The sequence below is a fragment of the Egbenema bharatensis FJBBOT/2019 genome, assembly GCF_048077055.1.
In the GTDB taxonomy this organism is placed as follows: Bacteria; Cyanobacteriota; Cyanobacteriia; order Elainellales; family Elainellaceae; genus Egbenema; species Egbenema bharatensis.
In genome coordinates this window covers 4,714,505-4,729,705 of record NZ_CP182236.1, presented here as the reverse complement: position 1 = coordinate 4,729,705, position 15,201 = coordinate 4,714,505, and the positions used below count along the sequence as shown (strand labels likewise).

Genomic DNA, 15,201 nt, shown 5'->3' with positions numbered 1-15,201 from the left:
GCGGTTTTACGGTTTACCCATTCCACACTAAAAACCAAAATCGACTCCCAACTGCCGTATCCCATCTACCTGCGCATGAATCTGCGCCATTCAGCTTGTGAACTCCTCCTATCGCCAGCCTGAACAACCTTCCCATCGCCGATTGACGCGCGAAGGTGGAAATTCCCAAATCCTGCCTCAAATAAGTCTGCGAACTAAACTGCTAGTTGGGTTTAGCGTTGTGTTTACGCTGGTTTTTGCGGGCACCTTTTTCTGGTTCTATGCCTTTGCCACCGAGCGAACGCTATCCTACCTGCGTACTGAAATGCGCTCCACCTTGCAGGGGGCTGCTGAGGGAGTTGATGTAGATGAACTGCTGGCTCTGTATGCGGAGGGCGATCGTAATGCTGCGGGTTTTTCAGATGATCCCCGTTATGAGCGCGTCCTAGATTGGTTTGATCAGGTTCACCGGATTCAACCGCGAGCCTGGCTCTATACCTATGTGGTGGGGCGATCGGAGCAAAATCGACGCTATGGGCCATCGGCAGTTCAGCCAGGGGAGCTAGAAATTATTTATCTGGTGGATCTGTGGGCTGCATATGATCCCACCCATTCCAGCTATTTTCTGGAATCCGATCGGGCTGGAGCAGCCGCCCACGAAGTCTTGCGGGAACGGCGATTGGTTGAAGAACCAGAGATTTACACAGATCGATGGGGAAGTTGGCTATCGGCGGCGATGCCGTTGTTTGATGAAGAGGGAAATGTAGCAGCGGTGCTGGGGCTTGATATTGAAGCCGATCGAATTTTGGAAGTTCAGCAAGCCATCCGCGATCGTGTCTTGATTGCGTTCTTGATTGCCTATGGTGTTCTGGGCGTGCTGCTATATTTGCTCTCTGGAATTTTGACGAAGCACTTAGATGAACTGACGCGATCGGCTAAACACATTGGGTCGGGGGACTACGATCTGAATATTTCCTTTGCCCATCAGGAACCGTTCCCTGATGAGTTAACAATCTTAGCTCAAGTACTTGAATGCATGGTGGATAGCATTCGGACACGCGAAGAACAAATTAAGGAAAGCCAACGAATTGAATACGAAACTCGGCTCGCCCTGGCTGAGGAACGTGAGTTAAATGATTTGAAGTCTCGATTTGTATCAATGGTGTCCCACGAGCTACGAACGCCATTAACTGTGATTCGGACTTCGATCGAACTGTTGGAGAAGTATGGCCATCTAGCCAGCGAAGAGAAACGGAAAGACTACTATACGCGATGTCATACTGCAATTAACAACATGACGCAGCTGCTGGAAGATGTACTGACCATTAACCGAGCAGAAGCTGGAAGGTTGGAATTCAAACCCACTCCAATTCACTTATCTCGATTTTGCCAGGACTTGATCGAAGAAGCCACTGCCAACTCTAGTGATCTAACCCATTCCATTCAATTCCACAGTCAGGGCGAATGCAATACGGTTCGGGTTGATCCAGTCTTACTTCGATCGATCTTACTGAATCTCCTCTCAAATGCTTTGAAATATTCTCCTGTCCATCAGCCGATCGAGTTCACGCTGAACTGCTCCGAGGACGTTGCCACATTTGTGATTCAGGATCACGGTATTGGTATTCCCACCACCGATCAACCCCATATCTTTGACCTGTTCTATCGGGCAGGCAATGTCAGCACCATTCGCGGGACAGGGTTAGGACTGGCGATCGTGCGACAATGTGTGGAACTGCATCAAGGCAAAATCACGGTTCACAGTCAGGAAGAGAAGGGCACGTGGTTTACAGTCCTTTTGCCGATTAGTCTTTCTTAACCAGAATATACGCCCTGGCATATTCCGGCAGGGAACTCGTCTGGGCATAAAACTCATTGCGATCGCGGAAAACGCCTGCCAGGAAATCCAGTTGATGCAGGTTTGGCATGAATGCTCCCCCTGTGTCTGCCATAATGCCCAGTTGCAATTGAGCCTGTCCGCCGGTGCTGTGTTCCAACACAATAATCCGACCTAAGCCGACATTCAGTACATCTCCGGCAAAGGTCACGCCGGGTTTAATCGCAATTTTGGCATCAAATTCATGACCATACCCCTGAATGCTATTCACGGGACGGAAGTACCAGTATCGTCCCTGCCGATAGGGGGAAATACTGCGATCGTAGGCGATGCCGTTGTTGCGATCGACGTTGAAGAAAGCAGAGGTTCCGTCTGTAAAGTTAATCAGTATCGTGCCCTGCATCAGTGCATCTTCAAAGCTGTCCCGCGTCAGATAGGCTAAGGGTTCCACTCGCCCATGTTCTCGTCCCCCCGGTTCGTAAATCCCCGCCAGCACATCCTGCTTCGTATAGTTCAGGTAAAAGCGATCGGTTTCAGCATCCGTCCCCAATCGGTAGAGGGGAATGTTGTAGGTCGCCGTGGGGGTACGGGAACCAGGATGGGTGAATACCGCATATTTGGTTAAACGGACTAACCGCTGTCCTGGATCATCGGGATTGTAGGCCGTCCATTCCATCACCCGAAAATGGGTGTTGATGAAATTGGGATCTTTGAGGCGAATCGGTTGCTGATTGGCAATGTCTTCCTGAAGGGTTGAGATCATAAACTCCAGGGTGTTCAGCACATCGGATACGGTGACTCCCTGGGTTCCTAAAATCCCTTCTCGTTGCACATCCGGATTTTCTTGAGCATAGGTCTGGAAATACGCCTGAGTATTTTGCAGCACCGTCAGCAAGTCTGTTTCGTTAAACCGGAGACTGGTGCCTGGTAGGTTTCCCACCCGAAACACCTGATCGCCATTCACACTGAAGCGATAATTGTGGTATTCATCGATTGCTGCATAGGGGCCCGCCGCCGCCACATCGCCAGGAGTGATCCCAGAGCCTGCACCAGAGTCTGCAACAGGGGAGGACTGCGCCATCGCCGGAGCAAGGGACACCTGCTCGATTAAGTCTTGATCAGTATCGACGGAGACTGGATGAACAACAGCCTGACTATTTGCAGTCAACGATCGTGTAATTCCGCCATGCTGATGCATCACCATCCCCAACAGCAGGGCACAAACAAAGCAGAAAAACAGTCCAATTTTGCGACGAATGCCCATCACCTTACTTTCTCACCTCTTGATCTTGCTTTTTGATGCGGATTCGATGCTGATTAACGCGATCGGTTCCAGGGAATGAGCGGGTCTTGAGCCAACTGCTGCGACACTGCATAAGCCCCATAGCGGTTGAGATGGCTGGGGTCAGAAAAATAATCATAGCGGGTTGTCCAGAGTTTACCTAGATCCCGGAAGGTCAAGCCCGGTTGCTCCAACGCCAGTCGCACCATGTATTCTCGAAAGTCCTGCTCGTAGTCCATGCGGGTCGAATCAAGATATTCATCAGTCAAAGGCAAATTGACGAAAACGATCGGAATTTGTTGCGCCTGGGTGTATCGCAAAATTGATAGTAAGGCTTCCTGCTGGACACCAGGAATGCGAAAGTTGCTGTAGTCTCGATCGTAAGCTCCCGTTACCCTGGCATACTGCTGGTAATAGGTGGCAGGGTTAAACTGAATGCCCAACGATAAGAATCCACTGGCATCGACTAATTCGTAGTCTGAGGGCAAATCGGTCTGGGCGAGTTGAACTCCGCCAGGGGGAGAGGCAACAGTGGAAGTGTCGGCAGGAAAGAGGGTGGTTAACCCTTGCTGAAACTGCTGCTTGAGCCGATCGCGGGATTCGTACAGTCCGGAAAACCGGGCGAGTTGCCGACTGGCCCAGCGATCGAGGGTTTGGTAGCTATCCGTCAGCGTTATGTTAATTCCCTGTTCTCTGGCGGCGGAAACCTCTGCCGTTTGTCCCGTCTGTCCTGGTTGATTTACCGTTGGTAGCACCAGCATTCCCTGCGCCAGTTCCTGATAGGCGGAAGAGGCAACGATGCCGTTATAGGTGGCATCTTCAGCATTGCTATTGAACGCTCGTGCCCCATCTGCCCAGAGGATCAGGCGCGGTAGCTGATCGGGGGTCAATACTTGTCGCAGCAACAATTCCACGACCTGTGCGGTTGCCCCATTCACACCAAAGTTAAACACCGACACATCTTCGTAGCCCAACTCCGCCAGGGCAGATTCCAATGCAGCCGGATCGATGCCTCGCAATGCTCTAGAACTTCCCACGATGAGAACATCAGGCGTTCCTGTTTCTTCCAGTACCCGATAATACAGACCTAACTTGTCATTGAACTGACGACTATTGAAGTTGGGAATCTCTGACTCCGCCGCCAGACTTTCCGCCAGTGCCAGATTAACGGCTGGATTGTGGGGGGTGTAGGGTAGGGGGGTGGCAGTCGGGCTGGGATTCGTCTGAGGGGAATCAGGTTGTTGAGTCGTGGTAGGGGGGAAGCCTCAGGGGAAGGAGGATTGTCTGGAGCAGGTTCAGTAAAGCCTTCAGGCGTAAAGGCATCCTCATCCCCACTGGCAGATTGGTTTAACCGCAGTTCAGGAAGCTGAAACTCAGAGGTTTCTTCCGGCTCGATCGGCTTTGTGGAAGAAACAACGGAGGCAGGCGGATTGGGTGGGGAGACGGGTGAAGCGGGATTTAGGGCAGGCGATGTGGGGGCAGCAGCCGTGGTTGTGGGTTCTGGTCTTTCGCGCAGCATAATGGCCAGAACCCAGTTCACCTGTAACACTAACAAGACTCCCAGGGTTCCCCAAGCCAGCATGGAGGACAGTTCCCGATGGCTGGACTGATTGGGCAGGGCCAGTTTGGATTCAGTTGATTTAGTTTCACCAATGAACAACCGCGATCGCAGCAGCGTTTTTTGCAGTCGATTGAAATTGCCCTGAACGAAAGCTGTCCAGGCCTGACGCAGATCCGTTGGAGTCAGATCGGGACGAATTGCCGCGTCGTCTGTGGGCGTAATTAGCTCATTCACATAGGCATCGGTGGCAGCAAATTCAGGAGTTGCTTCCGGCACAATCCGGCCACGCGGTACAAAATCAACCCCATAGCTCCAGACGGGATGCTTTTGCCCCGATCGTCGTCCGTAAATGCGTACCCCAGCCAAATCAGGTAATTTTAATGGTTCCAGAAATCGGGCGATCGTATAGCCTAGATGCCGCTGATCCGGACACACCACGGACTCACTCATGATGTGCAATAGATCTTGCTTGGGCAGAAGCTTAAGCCGAATGCCGCCCGTCGCCAGGTATTGATCCAACTCAGCATTAAGCAAACGATGCAGCAGAAAGGCGATCGCCTCCCAATCTCCCTGTTGGGCCAGCGTCACGGCTGAATCACTGAGGGCAGGATGAAAGGATGCTGGCAAATTCAGCCATTCCACCCATTCTGGAGCATTGCGATCGTTCATTTGTCCATAAACGGCAGCGGCATGAATCCCCTGGGGGGCAATAGATTCCAGCAGGGGAGTAATTTCCGCCAGGACAGCGGCAGCAGCGGCAGCTTCAACGGATTGAACCGCTTCCGCAACTTCTGGCATGGTATTACAAACCAGATGTAGCGTCTGCTCCTTCAACGCTGCCTCCGACAATCGATACCCCAAATGGGCGATCGCCTGGTTCAGTAACCGTTGAATTGCTTCCACATCTCCCCATCGGGCCCACTCCCGCAACATTTCTTCCGGGGGAGTTAAGTCTACCCGCAGAAACCAATCCGGCTCGGTTTCGCCAAACACCTGAAACCGGATCACTGCATCTCGGTAGCCTGTAATTTCCAAGTCACGCAGCTTTTGAGTCACTGCCTCCCCAATCAGGGAGGGGTCTGGGCTGTAGGAAGCATCGCAGGCAACCCAGAGCCGCTTTGCTGTAATGGGAGAGTCCGTAATGTCGGTGGAGTAAACGGCAGAACTGGCAGCGAAGGGAATGGTTCTGACGCTAACCCGGACTGCGACCCCCAGGCGACTCAGGGTTTCACTCAAGTAAGAGGCGATCGCTGTTTCATGACCCTGCCGGGCCAGGCTGCGGTTGGATACTGCCAGGGCTGATCCCGGAGTAGATAGCGTTCCCGGTGGAGGGGACGGAGAGGAGTTTGAGCTGGAATCATTCTGTGCTTCAGTGGCAGCAACTTCGTCGGTTTCAAGCTGCGCCAGATGGGACTCCAGTTGGTTCAGGTAGATGGTGGTTGACCAGGACGGATGGGACATTCCCGCCACACAGGCATAGAACTGAATCTGGTAAATCTGAGGATCGTCCGCCGGAATCAGCGTATTGAGATCGGTTTGTTGCAGTGCTGGGAGCAGTCGCCTTAGCAGAGTAATGCGATCGGGACAGTCTTCTCCTTCATGAAGAATGTGTAAATTATTGCCCCGCCTGTGAAATTTGATCAGGGAGGGGTCTGCACCAATGGTCTGGTAAATCCATTGATCCAGGGTTTGTTCTCCTGAATGGGCTGCTGATCTAAAGGTAGGCTGTTTTTCCACAGGTTTTGACATTTGCTACGACTTCAGGCACTCCTGATCCTAGGCACATAGCATACTCGCACTCCAGCAAAATGGTTCTGTGCCATTGTAACGATGTATGGCGGGTTTTTGTTGAGTGAGGAGTGGGGAGAGAGGAGAGAGGAGGGAAAGAGAGGAGTCAGGGGTCAGGAGTCAGAAGGGGAGTCAATGATGAAATAATGATGCGATTTCTGTAGCGCAGGCATCCTGCCTGCCAATGGGACATCCACCCTGCAAGCACAAAAATGGTTCATAGAAGTGGTTCATAGAAATGGTTCAAGGGGGGTAGTCTAACCTACAGGCTGATATCTAGAATTTGATACGTTAGAGTACAGAGGACGGGGGAAGGGTAGAAAGCTTTGACTCTAGTAGGCATTTCCCACCCTACAGTTTCCTCACTCTCCCAACTCCCAACTCCCAACTCCCAACTCCCAACTCCCAACTCCCGACTCCCGACTCCCAACTCCCGACTCCCAACTCCCAACTCCCAACTCCTCACTCCTCACTCCTCACTCCTCACCCATGAAACACTCCAACCTCCCCCCCAACCTCCCCGCTAAACTCTTACTCGGACTGGGCACGGCTCCCCTTTTAGCTGGCTTGATTGCGGGTAAGGCCTTAGCTGCTTTGATGAAAGAAATGGGGCAAACCACTGAAGAATTATTTCGGGGCAATCGATTGCCAGTCCTGAAAATTGTGCCGAAGCAGGAGGAGGAGTGAGGGCAAGGGTAAAGGACACAACGAAAAGGGCACAACGAAGAGAGAAGATCAGGTTTGTTTGAGAGGGGTGGGAAGTCCATCGATACTGACCTGATTTTTGAGTTGATGATAATCCTGGATGCCTTGAACTCCTTTTTTCTCAGCCCAGTTGATGAGTTCTTCGCGCTGATCCTGATACTCGTATAGGGGAACAGCCATGCCGCAGGAGGTTTGGACGCGATCGATCTCTGCCATGATAATCTGGCGAACTCCAGGCAGGGCGGGAAAGTGAGCCGCTAAGTCATCCCACTCTGGCGAGTCAGGCAGGATGGTCACACCCCGTCCATAGAGCCGCAGAATCATTGGCTTACTTTCAAAAGCGCAGAACATCAGCGTAATCCGCCCATTCTCCTGGAGATGAGCCGAGGTTTCATTACCACTTCCCGTGAGGTCGAGGTAAGCGACTCGATCGGGTGAAAGCACCTTGAAGCAATCCAACCCTTTGGGAGAAAGGTTAACGTGTCCCTCTGGGCTGAGGGGAGCCGTCGCCACGAAAAAGATGCGCTGCTGGGTAATAAAAGCTTGCAGTTCGTCGGTAATACAGTCAAACAGCTTGGCCATTGGATGCCCTCGATCGTTTAGGGTTAAGGGTATTCAGAATAACGTTCCCCGTAGGGGTGCACTGCTGTGCACCCTTCATTAATTAGGGAAGTTTTTGCACAAAAAACTGGGCAGATTTTAGTCCACCCAGTGCGTCTAGAAAAAACAGATTGGAGCTACAGCTAGATCAACCTACACCTTTGCAGTGGATTTAGTGACCGCTGCCAGTTCACCCTTCGCATACTTCGCAGCAAAGATTTCCAGAGGCACTTGCTTGATCTTGCTGGCGTTGCCTGCGGTTTGGAATTGCTGATAGCGATCGGCGCAAACCTTCTGCATGTATTTGATGGAAGGCTTGAGGAAGTGGCGAGGGTCAAACTCCTTGGGAACGGCTGCCAATGCTTCACGAACGGCTGCCGTGATTGCCAGACGGTTATCGGTGTCGATGTTGACCTTCCGCACACCGCTCTTGATGCCCTTCTGGATTTCCTCAACGGGTACACCGTAGGTTTCAGGGATCGCTCCACCGTACTGGTTGATCAAAGCGATCAAATCTTCGGGGACGGAGGAAGACCCGTGCATTACCAGGTGAGTGTTGGGCAGACGACGGTGAATTTCTTCAATCCGGCTGATGGCCAGGATTTCGCCCGTCGGCTTCCGGGTGAACTTGTAGGCACCGTGGCTGGTTCCGATCGCCACTGCCAGGGCATCCACCTGGGTTTGCTCTACGAAATCAACCGCCTGATCCGGATCGGTCAACAGTTGGGAGTGATCCAGCTTGCCTTCAAAGCCATGACCATCTTCCGCTTCACCCATGCCGGTTTCCAGAGAACCCAAGCAACCGAGTTCACCTTCTACACTCACACCGAGCGAGTGAGCCACTTTTACCACTTCACTGGTAACGGCCACGTTGTACTCATAGCTGGCAGGAGATTTGGCATCTGCTTCCAAAGAACCATCCATCATGACGCTGGTGAAGCCGTTCTTGATGGCGGAGTAGCAAGTTGCAGGCTCATTCCCGTGATCCTGGTGCATGACGATGGGAATGTGAGGATAGGTTTCCACCGCAGCCAGAATCAGGTGGCGGAGGAAATTTTCACCAGCGTACTTACGGGCACCACGAGAAGCTTGCAGAATCACAGGACTGTCAGTTTCATGGGCAGCCTGCATGATCGCCTGGATCTGCTCCATGTTGTTGACGTTGAAAGCGGGGATGCCATAACCATTTTCGGCTGCGTGATCCAGCAGCAGTCGCATCGGCACAAGTGCCATAGGGATTCCTCCTAATTGGTGTGATCAGCTAACTTCGGCGTTGTACAACAAAAACCTTAGGATAATCTTAAGATACTTTTCCCTCTGAGGTGAAATGTATCTTAGGATTTCATTATTCAACGCATAGAAACACTCCATCTGAAAACGCCGAAAGCACTAAGCAGAGCCTAGTACGCTCCTACGAGCGAAATCAAAGCGGTCTACTATCGGAATTTCTCTATCGTTGAACCGATTAAGATTTACATATTGTTAAGTATAAATGCTCATGGCGCATTTTGTACAGCCCCGATCGCCAATTCCCCCATCCTTCTGTCCCGTGATTCCCATCCCTCAGAACACCCGAAAATCCCCGTGGCGCAGTCATCCTGCCTACATTTCGCCCAACCCCTCCAATGGACTGCACACCCCTAATCAATCCTTAACAATTCGCAACATTTGATTTCCCCCTTTCTGAAATTCATAAGCCACCGTTTGCACCTCCACCTCCAGTCCTTTGTCGCTCCAATCCTGCATCACTGGTTCCAGATAGGGAGATAATCGGCAGTCCAGTTGAAGCAACGGAAAAATCCGGACTTCCTGCGCCACTTGCAGCAGTTGATCGATCGCGGTGATATGAAATTCCAGGGAGAGCTGATCGGAATACAAAAACAGCAGGTGGGAGCAAACGCATAGCTCAAACGGTTGATCAAAGGGGGGATGGGCGATCGCCAGATTAGGCAAGGACTGAGCCAGATAACGTCCTGCGGCTTTCCCAACCTCATAGTCCTGCAAGAACTTTTCCATTGTGGCCAGACGGGCCTGACCTAATGCATCGGCATCTCGAAAGGTTTGCCAGACATAGCGATCGGGATTTTGCTTAACCTGGGAAATGATCGGTTCATAGGTTTGCTGCACTCGCTGCCGGATCTGGTCGGCGGAAAATTGGTAAATCGGATCAACCGAAACCACTGAGCGTCCCCGTTCCGTCATTTCCGCATTGAAGCTTGCCGGGCCATCGCCGCATCCCAGAATCCGCTGGCGTAATTCCGCCTCGGACAGATTAAACATTGCCCGATATTCTGCAAGCGATCGGCCCCAGGGCACCACTTCATTCAGCTTCATTTAGAATCACTCCTTCAGCAAAAGTGATTTTCCCCCTGGATGCAGCACAACCTGTCATTCTTGTGGGGTGGGCATCCTGCCCGCCCAGTCAACTAAGAATCACCGCTGTACCTCTTTATCCCGCTTCCTTAAGCTTTCGGCTTATAGGTCGAAGAAACGTACAACTCCTTCAACTGCCTGGCATCCACACCGGAAGGCGCATTGGTTAACAAACAGCGAGCCTGCTGCGTCTTCGGAAACGCCATCACGTCCCGAATCGACTCTTCCCCAGCGATCAGCATCACCAGGCGATCGACCCCGTAGGCGATTCCTCCGTGGGGCGGCGTACCATACTCAAAGGCATCCAGCAGGAAGCCAAACTTATTCCGGGCTTCTTCCGGCGAGAGGCTAATCGCTTCAAACACCTGCTCTTGCAAATCGTGCTGGTAAATCCGCAGACTACCGCCACCCACCTCAACGCCATTCAACACCAGGTCGTAGGCCCTGGCGCGGGCCGTTTTGAGATCGTGGGCATCTTCCGGGAAGGGAGCCGTGAAGGGGTGATGGAGAGCCTCTAAGCGCTTCTCATCGGCATTCCATTCAAACATGGGGAATTCCGTGATCCAGAGCAAATTGAGCTTATTCCCATCGATCAGTCCCAATTCTCTGGCCACCACCTGACGCAAGCGATCGAGGGTTTTATTTACCGTAGCGGTATCCCCCGCACCAAATAGCAGCAAGTGACCCTCCGTGGCTCCTGTCCGCTTCAGGATTTCCTGCTTTTGCTCTTCGGTCAGGTTGTCCTTAATCGCGCCGATCGTATCAATTTCGCCGCCATCCCGCACCCGAATGTAGGCCAATCCCTTCGCCCCGGCTTCGGTTGCTTCTTTAAACAGATCCCCACCGGGCTTAATCCGCACATTCGAGATCGCAGCATTTCCGCCGGGAATCGGCAGAATTTTCACAATCCCGCCTTTCTTCACGGCATCGGCAAATACCTTAAAGCCAGAGTCCTTCATCAGATCAGACACATCCACCAGTTCCAGGTCGTAGCGCGTATCTGGCTTATCGCAACCGTAGCGATCCATCGCCTCCTGATAGGTCATCTGCGGGAACGGACGGGGGATCTCAATGCCCTTCACCTGCTTGAAAATGTGGCAGATCAAGCCTTCATTCAGTTCCAGAATCTCCGCCTGATCCATGAAGCTCATTTCCATGTCCAGTTGGGTGAATTCCGGCTGGCGATCGGCTCTCAAGTCCTCATCCCGGAAACAGCGGGCAATCTGATAGTAGCGATCGAAGCCCGATACCATTAGCAATTGCTTAAATAATTGAGGCGACTGGGGCAGCGCGTAAAACTCCCCCGGATTCACCCGACTGGGCACCAAATAATCCCTGGCTCCTTCCGGAGTCGATCGGGTCAGGGTCGGCGTTTCCACTTCGATAAATCCGTAGTCATCCTCCAGGTATCGTCGGATTGCCTTGATCACCGCATGGCGAAGTTGCAAATTCTGGCTCATGCGTTCCCGTCGCAAATCCAGATAGCGATACTTCAGGCGCAGATCTTCCCGCACCGGCTCTTCTTCTGCCGTAGACACCTGAAACGGCATCTGCTTCCGTACCGCATTCAGCAGCTCAATCTGATCGGCGTAGATTTCCACTTCACCCGTGGGAATGCGCGGATTCAAGGACTCCGGCGGCCGCTGGGAGACTCGCCCCACAATCTTTACGACATACTCATTCCGCAGATCATCGGCAATGGCGTAGGACTCTGGAGTGCGTTCCGGATCGCTGACAATCTGAGCAATTCCGGTGCGATCGCGCAAATCAATAAAAATCACCCCCCCATGATCACGGCGACGATCGACCCAGCCAAACAGGGTGACTGTCTCTCCAACGTGGTCGGCTCGGAGTTGTCCGCAATAATGGGTACGCATAAGCTAAGGCAAAAGGTTAAAGGCGAAAGGTTGAAAACAAAACTTTTCTATTATCCAGTATCATGCGCGGTTTCGTGTCACCCCTTCACCCCAGTTTAAGCATCTCAGGAAGGATGAGATTAATCCGTAAGAAGTTTTGCAATTTACCCGTTCTTAAAGGCTCAAGGTTAGAATCCAGTTCCAAGGGTGTGATCGATCGGTTTTTGGGAAGTATGGGGGAGTAGGGAATGGGAAGTAGGGAGTGGGGAGTAGGGAGCCAGGAGTCAGAAATCAGGAGCCAGGAGAGTAAAGTGGAAGTTGCCGGTGTGTGACTGGGCGGGCAAGATGCCCACCCCACAAGAAGGGGTTTGTCAATTTCTTTGTGGTGCTTTGATCTTCGCTGCGATTTCCAATCACCCGTAGATGAATCGCGGGATACCTGAGAAAGTCTGCTCAATCTAACTAATCAGACTGGAGAGGGTTTGAGTCCATTTCAAGGGACTTGATCTTAATAGTCCGCAATTTATTCGTGGGTGATCTGGCGGATGAGTTGACCCAGGGGAATCGATCGGTCTTAAGTGAGCGGCAGAAGGCAAATCAAGCTTTCTTCATGCTTTCCTTCACCTTTGAGCCTTTTATCCTCAATCCTCTTCTCTTCTGATTCCCTATTTCCTGCGTGGGTGAACGCGATTCACCCCTACCCCTACTTCCTGCGTGGGTGAACGCGCTTCACCCCTACCCCCTACTTCCTGCGTGGGCGAACGCAATTCGCCCCTACCCCTACCCCTACTCCTCACTTTTAAGGAAACCTCCTATGATTCTGACAACTCTCGAAGGCGTTCCCGGTCGTACAATTGTGCGGCACTACGGATTAGTGCAGGGCAGTACGATTCGGCCAAGCATATTGGTAAAGATATTTTGGCGGGACTCCAGAATATTGTGGGTGGCGAGTTAACGGGTTATACCGAACTGTTGCAGGAAGCGCGGCAGGAGTCAGTGAACCGCATGATTCAGCAGGCAAATCAGATGGGGGCCAATGCGATCGTCAATGTTCGGTTTGCGACTTCTTCGGTGGCCCAAGGGGCAGCCGAGCTATTGGCCTATGGCACGGCTGTTTTTGTTGAGTAGTTCTGGGGGGATCACCAATGGAATTTATGATTTTTCTGGGACTGATGGTTTTGGGCTACGGGGTCGGAACTCAGCGGGAACAAGCCCACTTTCGCCGGTTGCAGCGACGAGAATATCAGCTTCGCAACCTATCGGTGGTGAGCTTTGGTGCCAAGGAAGAATTACCCGCCGATCGAGAGTCTGCCCTGTTTGTGGGTAGTGTGGTAATTTCAGCAGACTATTTTAAGATCGTTCCTCGCCAGCCTGATTAATCTGGTGGGTGGACGCATGGTCGTTTACGAGAGTCTGCTGGAACGGGGCCGACGGGAAGCTCTACTCCGCATGAAGGAAGAGGCGGCAAAGTGGGGAGCCAATCAGGTGCTTAATGTCCGCATGGAGACTTCCAATATCGGCAGACAAACAGGCGATCGAGGGTTGGTGGCGATCGAAATGATTGCCTATGGCACAGGAGTCAGGGCAAAAGGCGTGGCAAAGGATTCAAGCTATTAAAGCTCTTGTGGGGTGGGCATCTTGCCCGCCCATTCAACAAACGTTACCCACCCCCTATGGAACTGAAGACCAGCTGATTCAGGTTCGATCGCTCGGCTCAACCAGCTTTTCCCAGGCTGCCTTGGCCGCTTCCGACAGTCGATCGCTGAACTCAGTTACTTCATGCACCAGCGCATTCCAATTTTTCTCTGTTTCTTCCCGCAAGCGTTCCGCCGATCGCTCAATTTCGTCGGGATTGAAAAGCTGATTTTGTTCGATCGACTCTCTGGCTTGCCGAATTAACCTCAAGTAGGTTTCGCGGGTAAAGTCGCCTGCGGTCTGAGTTTCGGTTTGGGCCCGTTGGCGAATCGCCTCAATCAGGGCTTTGGTTTCGCGTTTCACCTCATCTGACTCACCCGCCATTTCTGATTCCACAATGGCATCAGTTTGAGGGCTGACTTCTACGATCGCAGAGGTATCGGGATTGGGCGTTTCTGAAGAATTGAACTCACTCATCGGAAGTCCTCCATCCGGTTTTACCTACTACCCTAGAACAAATAAAGCTGTTCAGCTAGTTGAGTGATTTCTTGACGCAGGGTGAGTTTTTCCAGCCAGGGGGAGGGGATGCCTGCTTCGCCATAGTAGGCTCCTGCCACCTGTCCACAAATGGCGGCTGTCGTGTCGGCATCATCCCCCAGGTTAGCAGCGGTGAGGATGGCCTGTTCGTAGGTTTCAGTCGTCCAAAAGCACCAGAGAGCGGCTTCCAGACTTTGTACCACGTAGCCCGTCCCCTGAATCTCATGCATGGATTTATCCCGGTACTCACCGTTGAGAATGGACTGAATGGCGGGAGCAGTCACGATGTCTGGATCGCTGTCAAACAAGAGGGCGGCCTTATCGGTTCCCCACAGAGCGCGGCGCAAAATATCGCCAAATAGCCGACAGGCATCCACACATTCTGCGGCTCCGTGGGTCGTACGGGAGCTTTCGCCGGAAAAGTGCAGGACTCGATCGCGGTCTGAGGCGTAGAACATCGGCACGGGAGCCAGTCGCATGATGGAACCATTCCCGGCAGCATGAGGATGGGTGGAACCGCTAAAGGGATCTTGAGAAGACTTGTATTGATACAATGCCTGACTGGTGGTGTTGCCAATGTCGAAGCAGGCTCCCGTGCTGCTGAGATAGCCGTTGTCGTACCAGTCACAGTAGCGATTCATCTGATCCATCGGGTCAAAGCCACCGACTTCCACCAGACTGGTCGCTAAACACAAAGCCATTGAGGTATCATCCGTCCACTGTCCGGGTTGCAGCCCAAACGGCCCACCTCCCACCATGTCGGTCATTGGCGCAAAAGAACCCCGCGATCGAAATTCAACGGTAGTTCCCACAGCATCGCCTGCTGCTAATCCTAATAAACAGCCACGAAAACGCTCGATTTCTTGCATGGGTCAAATCGGGAAAGTTAATCAATGCTGAGTCAACATCTGGATCAATCTTTCTTTAAGTTAATCTCTGAACCTAATTGAATTGCGAGAATGCGATCGAAGACCAGAAGAGCAAAATCAGGAATCGGAACCGAATAACCTGAAACTCTTGTGGGGCGGGCAAGATGCCCGCCCAGTCA

At 52.3% G+C, this 15,201-nt stretch carries 15 protein-coding genes and 1 pseudogene; 6 read left to right on the top strand and 10 right to left on the bottom strand.

Translation table 11 applies throughout. The annotated features are described in order from the left end of the window. Nucleotides 1-97: 97 nt before the first annotated feature. A complete protein-coding gene (locus tag ACM1PF_RS21865) occupies nt 98-1,798 on the top strand; it encodes a sensor histidine kinase (RefSeq protein WP_416666860.1) in 1,701 nt (566 codons plus the stop codon). On the opposite strand, the gene ACM1PF_RS21860 is transcribed toward ACM1PF_RS21865, so the two are convergent. The 4 genes from ACM1PF_RS21860 to ACM1PF_RS21845 form a co-directional block, all read right to left on the bottom strand. After that, nucleotides 1,785-3,080 (bottom strand): hypothetical protein, encoded by a 1,296-nt coding sequence (locus tag ACM1PF_RS21860; RefSeq protein WP_416666858.1) that lies wholly within the window; start codon nt 3,078-3,080, stop codon nt 1,785-1,787. The genes ACM1PF_RS21865 and ACM1PF_RS21860 overlap by 14 nt on opposite strands. 53 nt (nt 3,081-3,133) lie before the next feature. Beyond that, nucleotides 3,134-4,135, bottom strand: a complete 1,002-nt coding sequence (locus ACM1PF_RS21855) for a hypothetical protein (protein WP_416666856.1) — start codon at nt 4,133-4,135, stop codon at nt 3,134-3,136. Nucleotides 4,136-4,185: 50 nt separating this feature from the next. Then, nucleotides 4,186-6,408: a hypothetical protein gene (locus tag ACM1PF_RS21850; protein WP_416666854.1), complete on the bottom strand. Its 2,223-nt coding sequence runs from the start codon at nt 6,406-6,408 to the stop codon at nt 4,186-4,188. Nucleotides 6,409-6,709: 301 nt separating this feature from the next. Continuing rightward, a complete protein-coding gene (locus ACM1PF_RS21845; RefSeq protein WP_416666851.1) occupies nt 6,710-6,913 on the bottom strand; it encodes a hypothetical protein in 204 nt (67 codons plus the stop codon). A 23-nt stretch (nt 6,914-6,936) separates the two neighbouring features. Here ACM1PF_RS21845 and ACM1PF_RS21840 point away from each other — a divergent pair, with 23 nt between their 5' ends. Next, the gene (locus ACM1PF_RS21840) at nt 6,937-7,134 is read left to right on the top strand and encodes a hypothetical protein (protein ID WP_416666849.1); all 198 of its coding nucleotides are present in this window, start codon (nt 6,937-6,939) and stop codon (nt 7,132-7,134) included. Nucleotides 7,135-7,182: 48 nt separating this feature from the next. Here ACM1PF_RS21840 and ACM1PF_RS21835 read toward each other — a convergent pair whose 3' ends face one another. From ACM1PF_RS21835 to aspS, 4 genes are all read right to left on the bottom strand, one after another. Continuing rightward, complete coding sequence (locus ACM1PF_RS21835) at nt 7,183-7,734, bottom strand: pyridoxamine 5'-phosphate oxidase family protein (RefSeq protein ID WP_416666846.1); 552 nt, start codon at nt 7,732-7,734, stop codon at nt 7,183-7,185. Between the two features lie 171 nt (nt 7,735-7,905). Next, complete coding sequence (fba, locus tag ACM1PF_RS21830) at nt 7,906-8,985, bottom strand: class II fructose-bisphosphate aldolase (protein ID WP_416666843.1); 1,080 nt, start codon at nt 8,983-8,985, stop codon at nt 7,906-7,908. Between the two features lie 411 nt (nt 8,986-9,396). Continuing rightward, nucleotides 9,397-10,086: an SAM-dependent methyltransferase gene (locus ACM1PF_RS21825; protein ID WP_416666841.1), complete on the bottom strand. Its 690-nt coding sequence runs from the start codon at nt 10,084-10,086 to the stop codon at nt 9,397-9,399. 128 nt (nt 10,087-10,214) lie between these two features. Then, nucleotides 10,215-12,002: an aspartate--tRNA ligase gene (gene aspS, locus ACM1PF_RS21820; protein WP_416666840.1), complete on the bottom strand. Its 1,788-nt coding sequence runs from the start codon at nt 12,000-12,002 to the stop codon at nt 10,215-10,217. A 481-nt stretch (nt 12,003-12,483) separates the two neighbouring features. On the opposite strand from aspS, the gene ACM1PF_RS21815 reads away from it, so the two are divergent. The 4 genes and pseudogenes from ACM1PF_RS21815 (at nt 12,484) to ACM1PF_RS21800 (ending at nt 13,598) form a co-directional block, all read left to right on the top strand. Then, the gene (locus tag ACM1PF_RS21815) at nt 12,484-12,642 is read left to right on the top strand and encodes a hypothetical protein (RefSeq protein WP_416666838.1); all 159 of its coding nucleotides are present in this window, start codon (nt 12,484-12,486) and stop codon (nt 12,640-12,642) included. Nucleotides 12,643-12,795: 153 nt separating this feature from the next. Further along, nucleotides 12,796-13,109, top strand: a pseudogene (locus tag ACM1PF_RS21810) (YbjQ family protein). 17 nt (nt 13,110-13,126) lie between these two features. After that, entirely contained in the window at nt 13,127-13,360 is a 234-nt protein-coding gene (locus ACM1PF_RS21805) for a hypothetical protein (protein ID WP_416666835.1), read from the top strand. A 16-nt stretch (nt 13,361-13,376) separates the two neighbouring features. After that, nucleotides 13,377-13,598: a YbjQ family protein gene (locus ACM1PF_RS21800; RefSeq protein ID WP_416666832.1), complete on the top strand. Its 222-nt coding sequence runs from the start codon at nt 13,377-13,379 to the stop codon at nt 13,596-13,598. 78 nt (nt 13,599-13,676) lie between these two features. On the opposite strand, the gene ACM1PF_RS21795 is transcribed toward ACM1PF_RS21800, so the two are convergent. After that, nucleotides 13,677-14,093: a hypothetical protein gene (locus ACM1PF_RS21795; RefSeq protein ID WP_416666829.1), complete on the bottom strand. Its 417-nt coding sequence runs from the start codon at nt 14,091-14,093 to the stop codon at nt 13,677-13,679. 32 nt (nt 14,094-14,125) lie between these two features. Next, a complete protein-coding gene (locus ACM1PF_RS21790) occupies nt 14,126-15,022 on the bottom strand; it encodes an ADP-ribosylglycohydrolase family protein (protein ID WP_416666827.1) in 897 nt (298 codons plus the stop codon). Between the last annotated feature and the right edge of the window lie 179 nt (nt 15,023-15,201).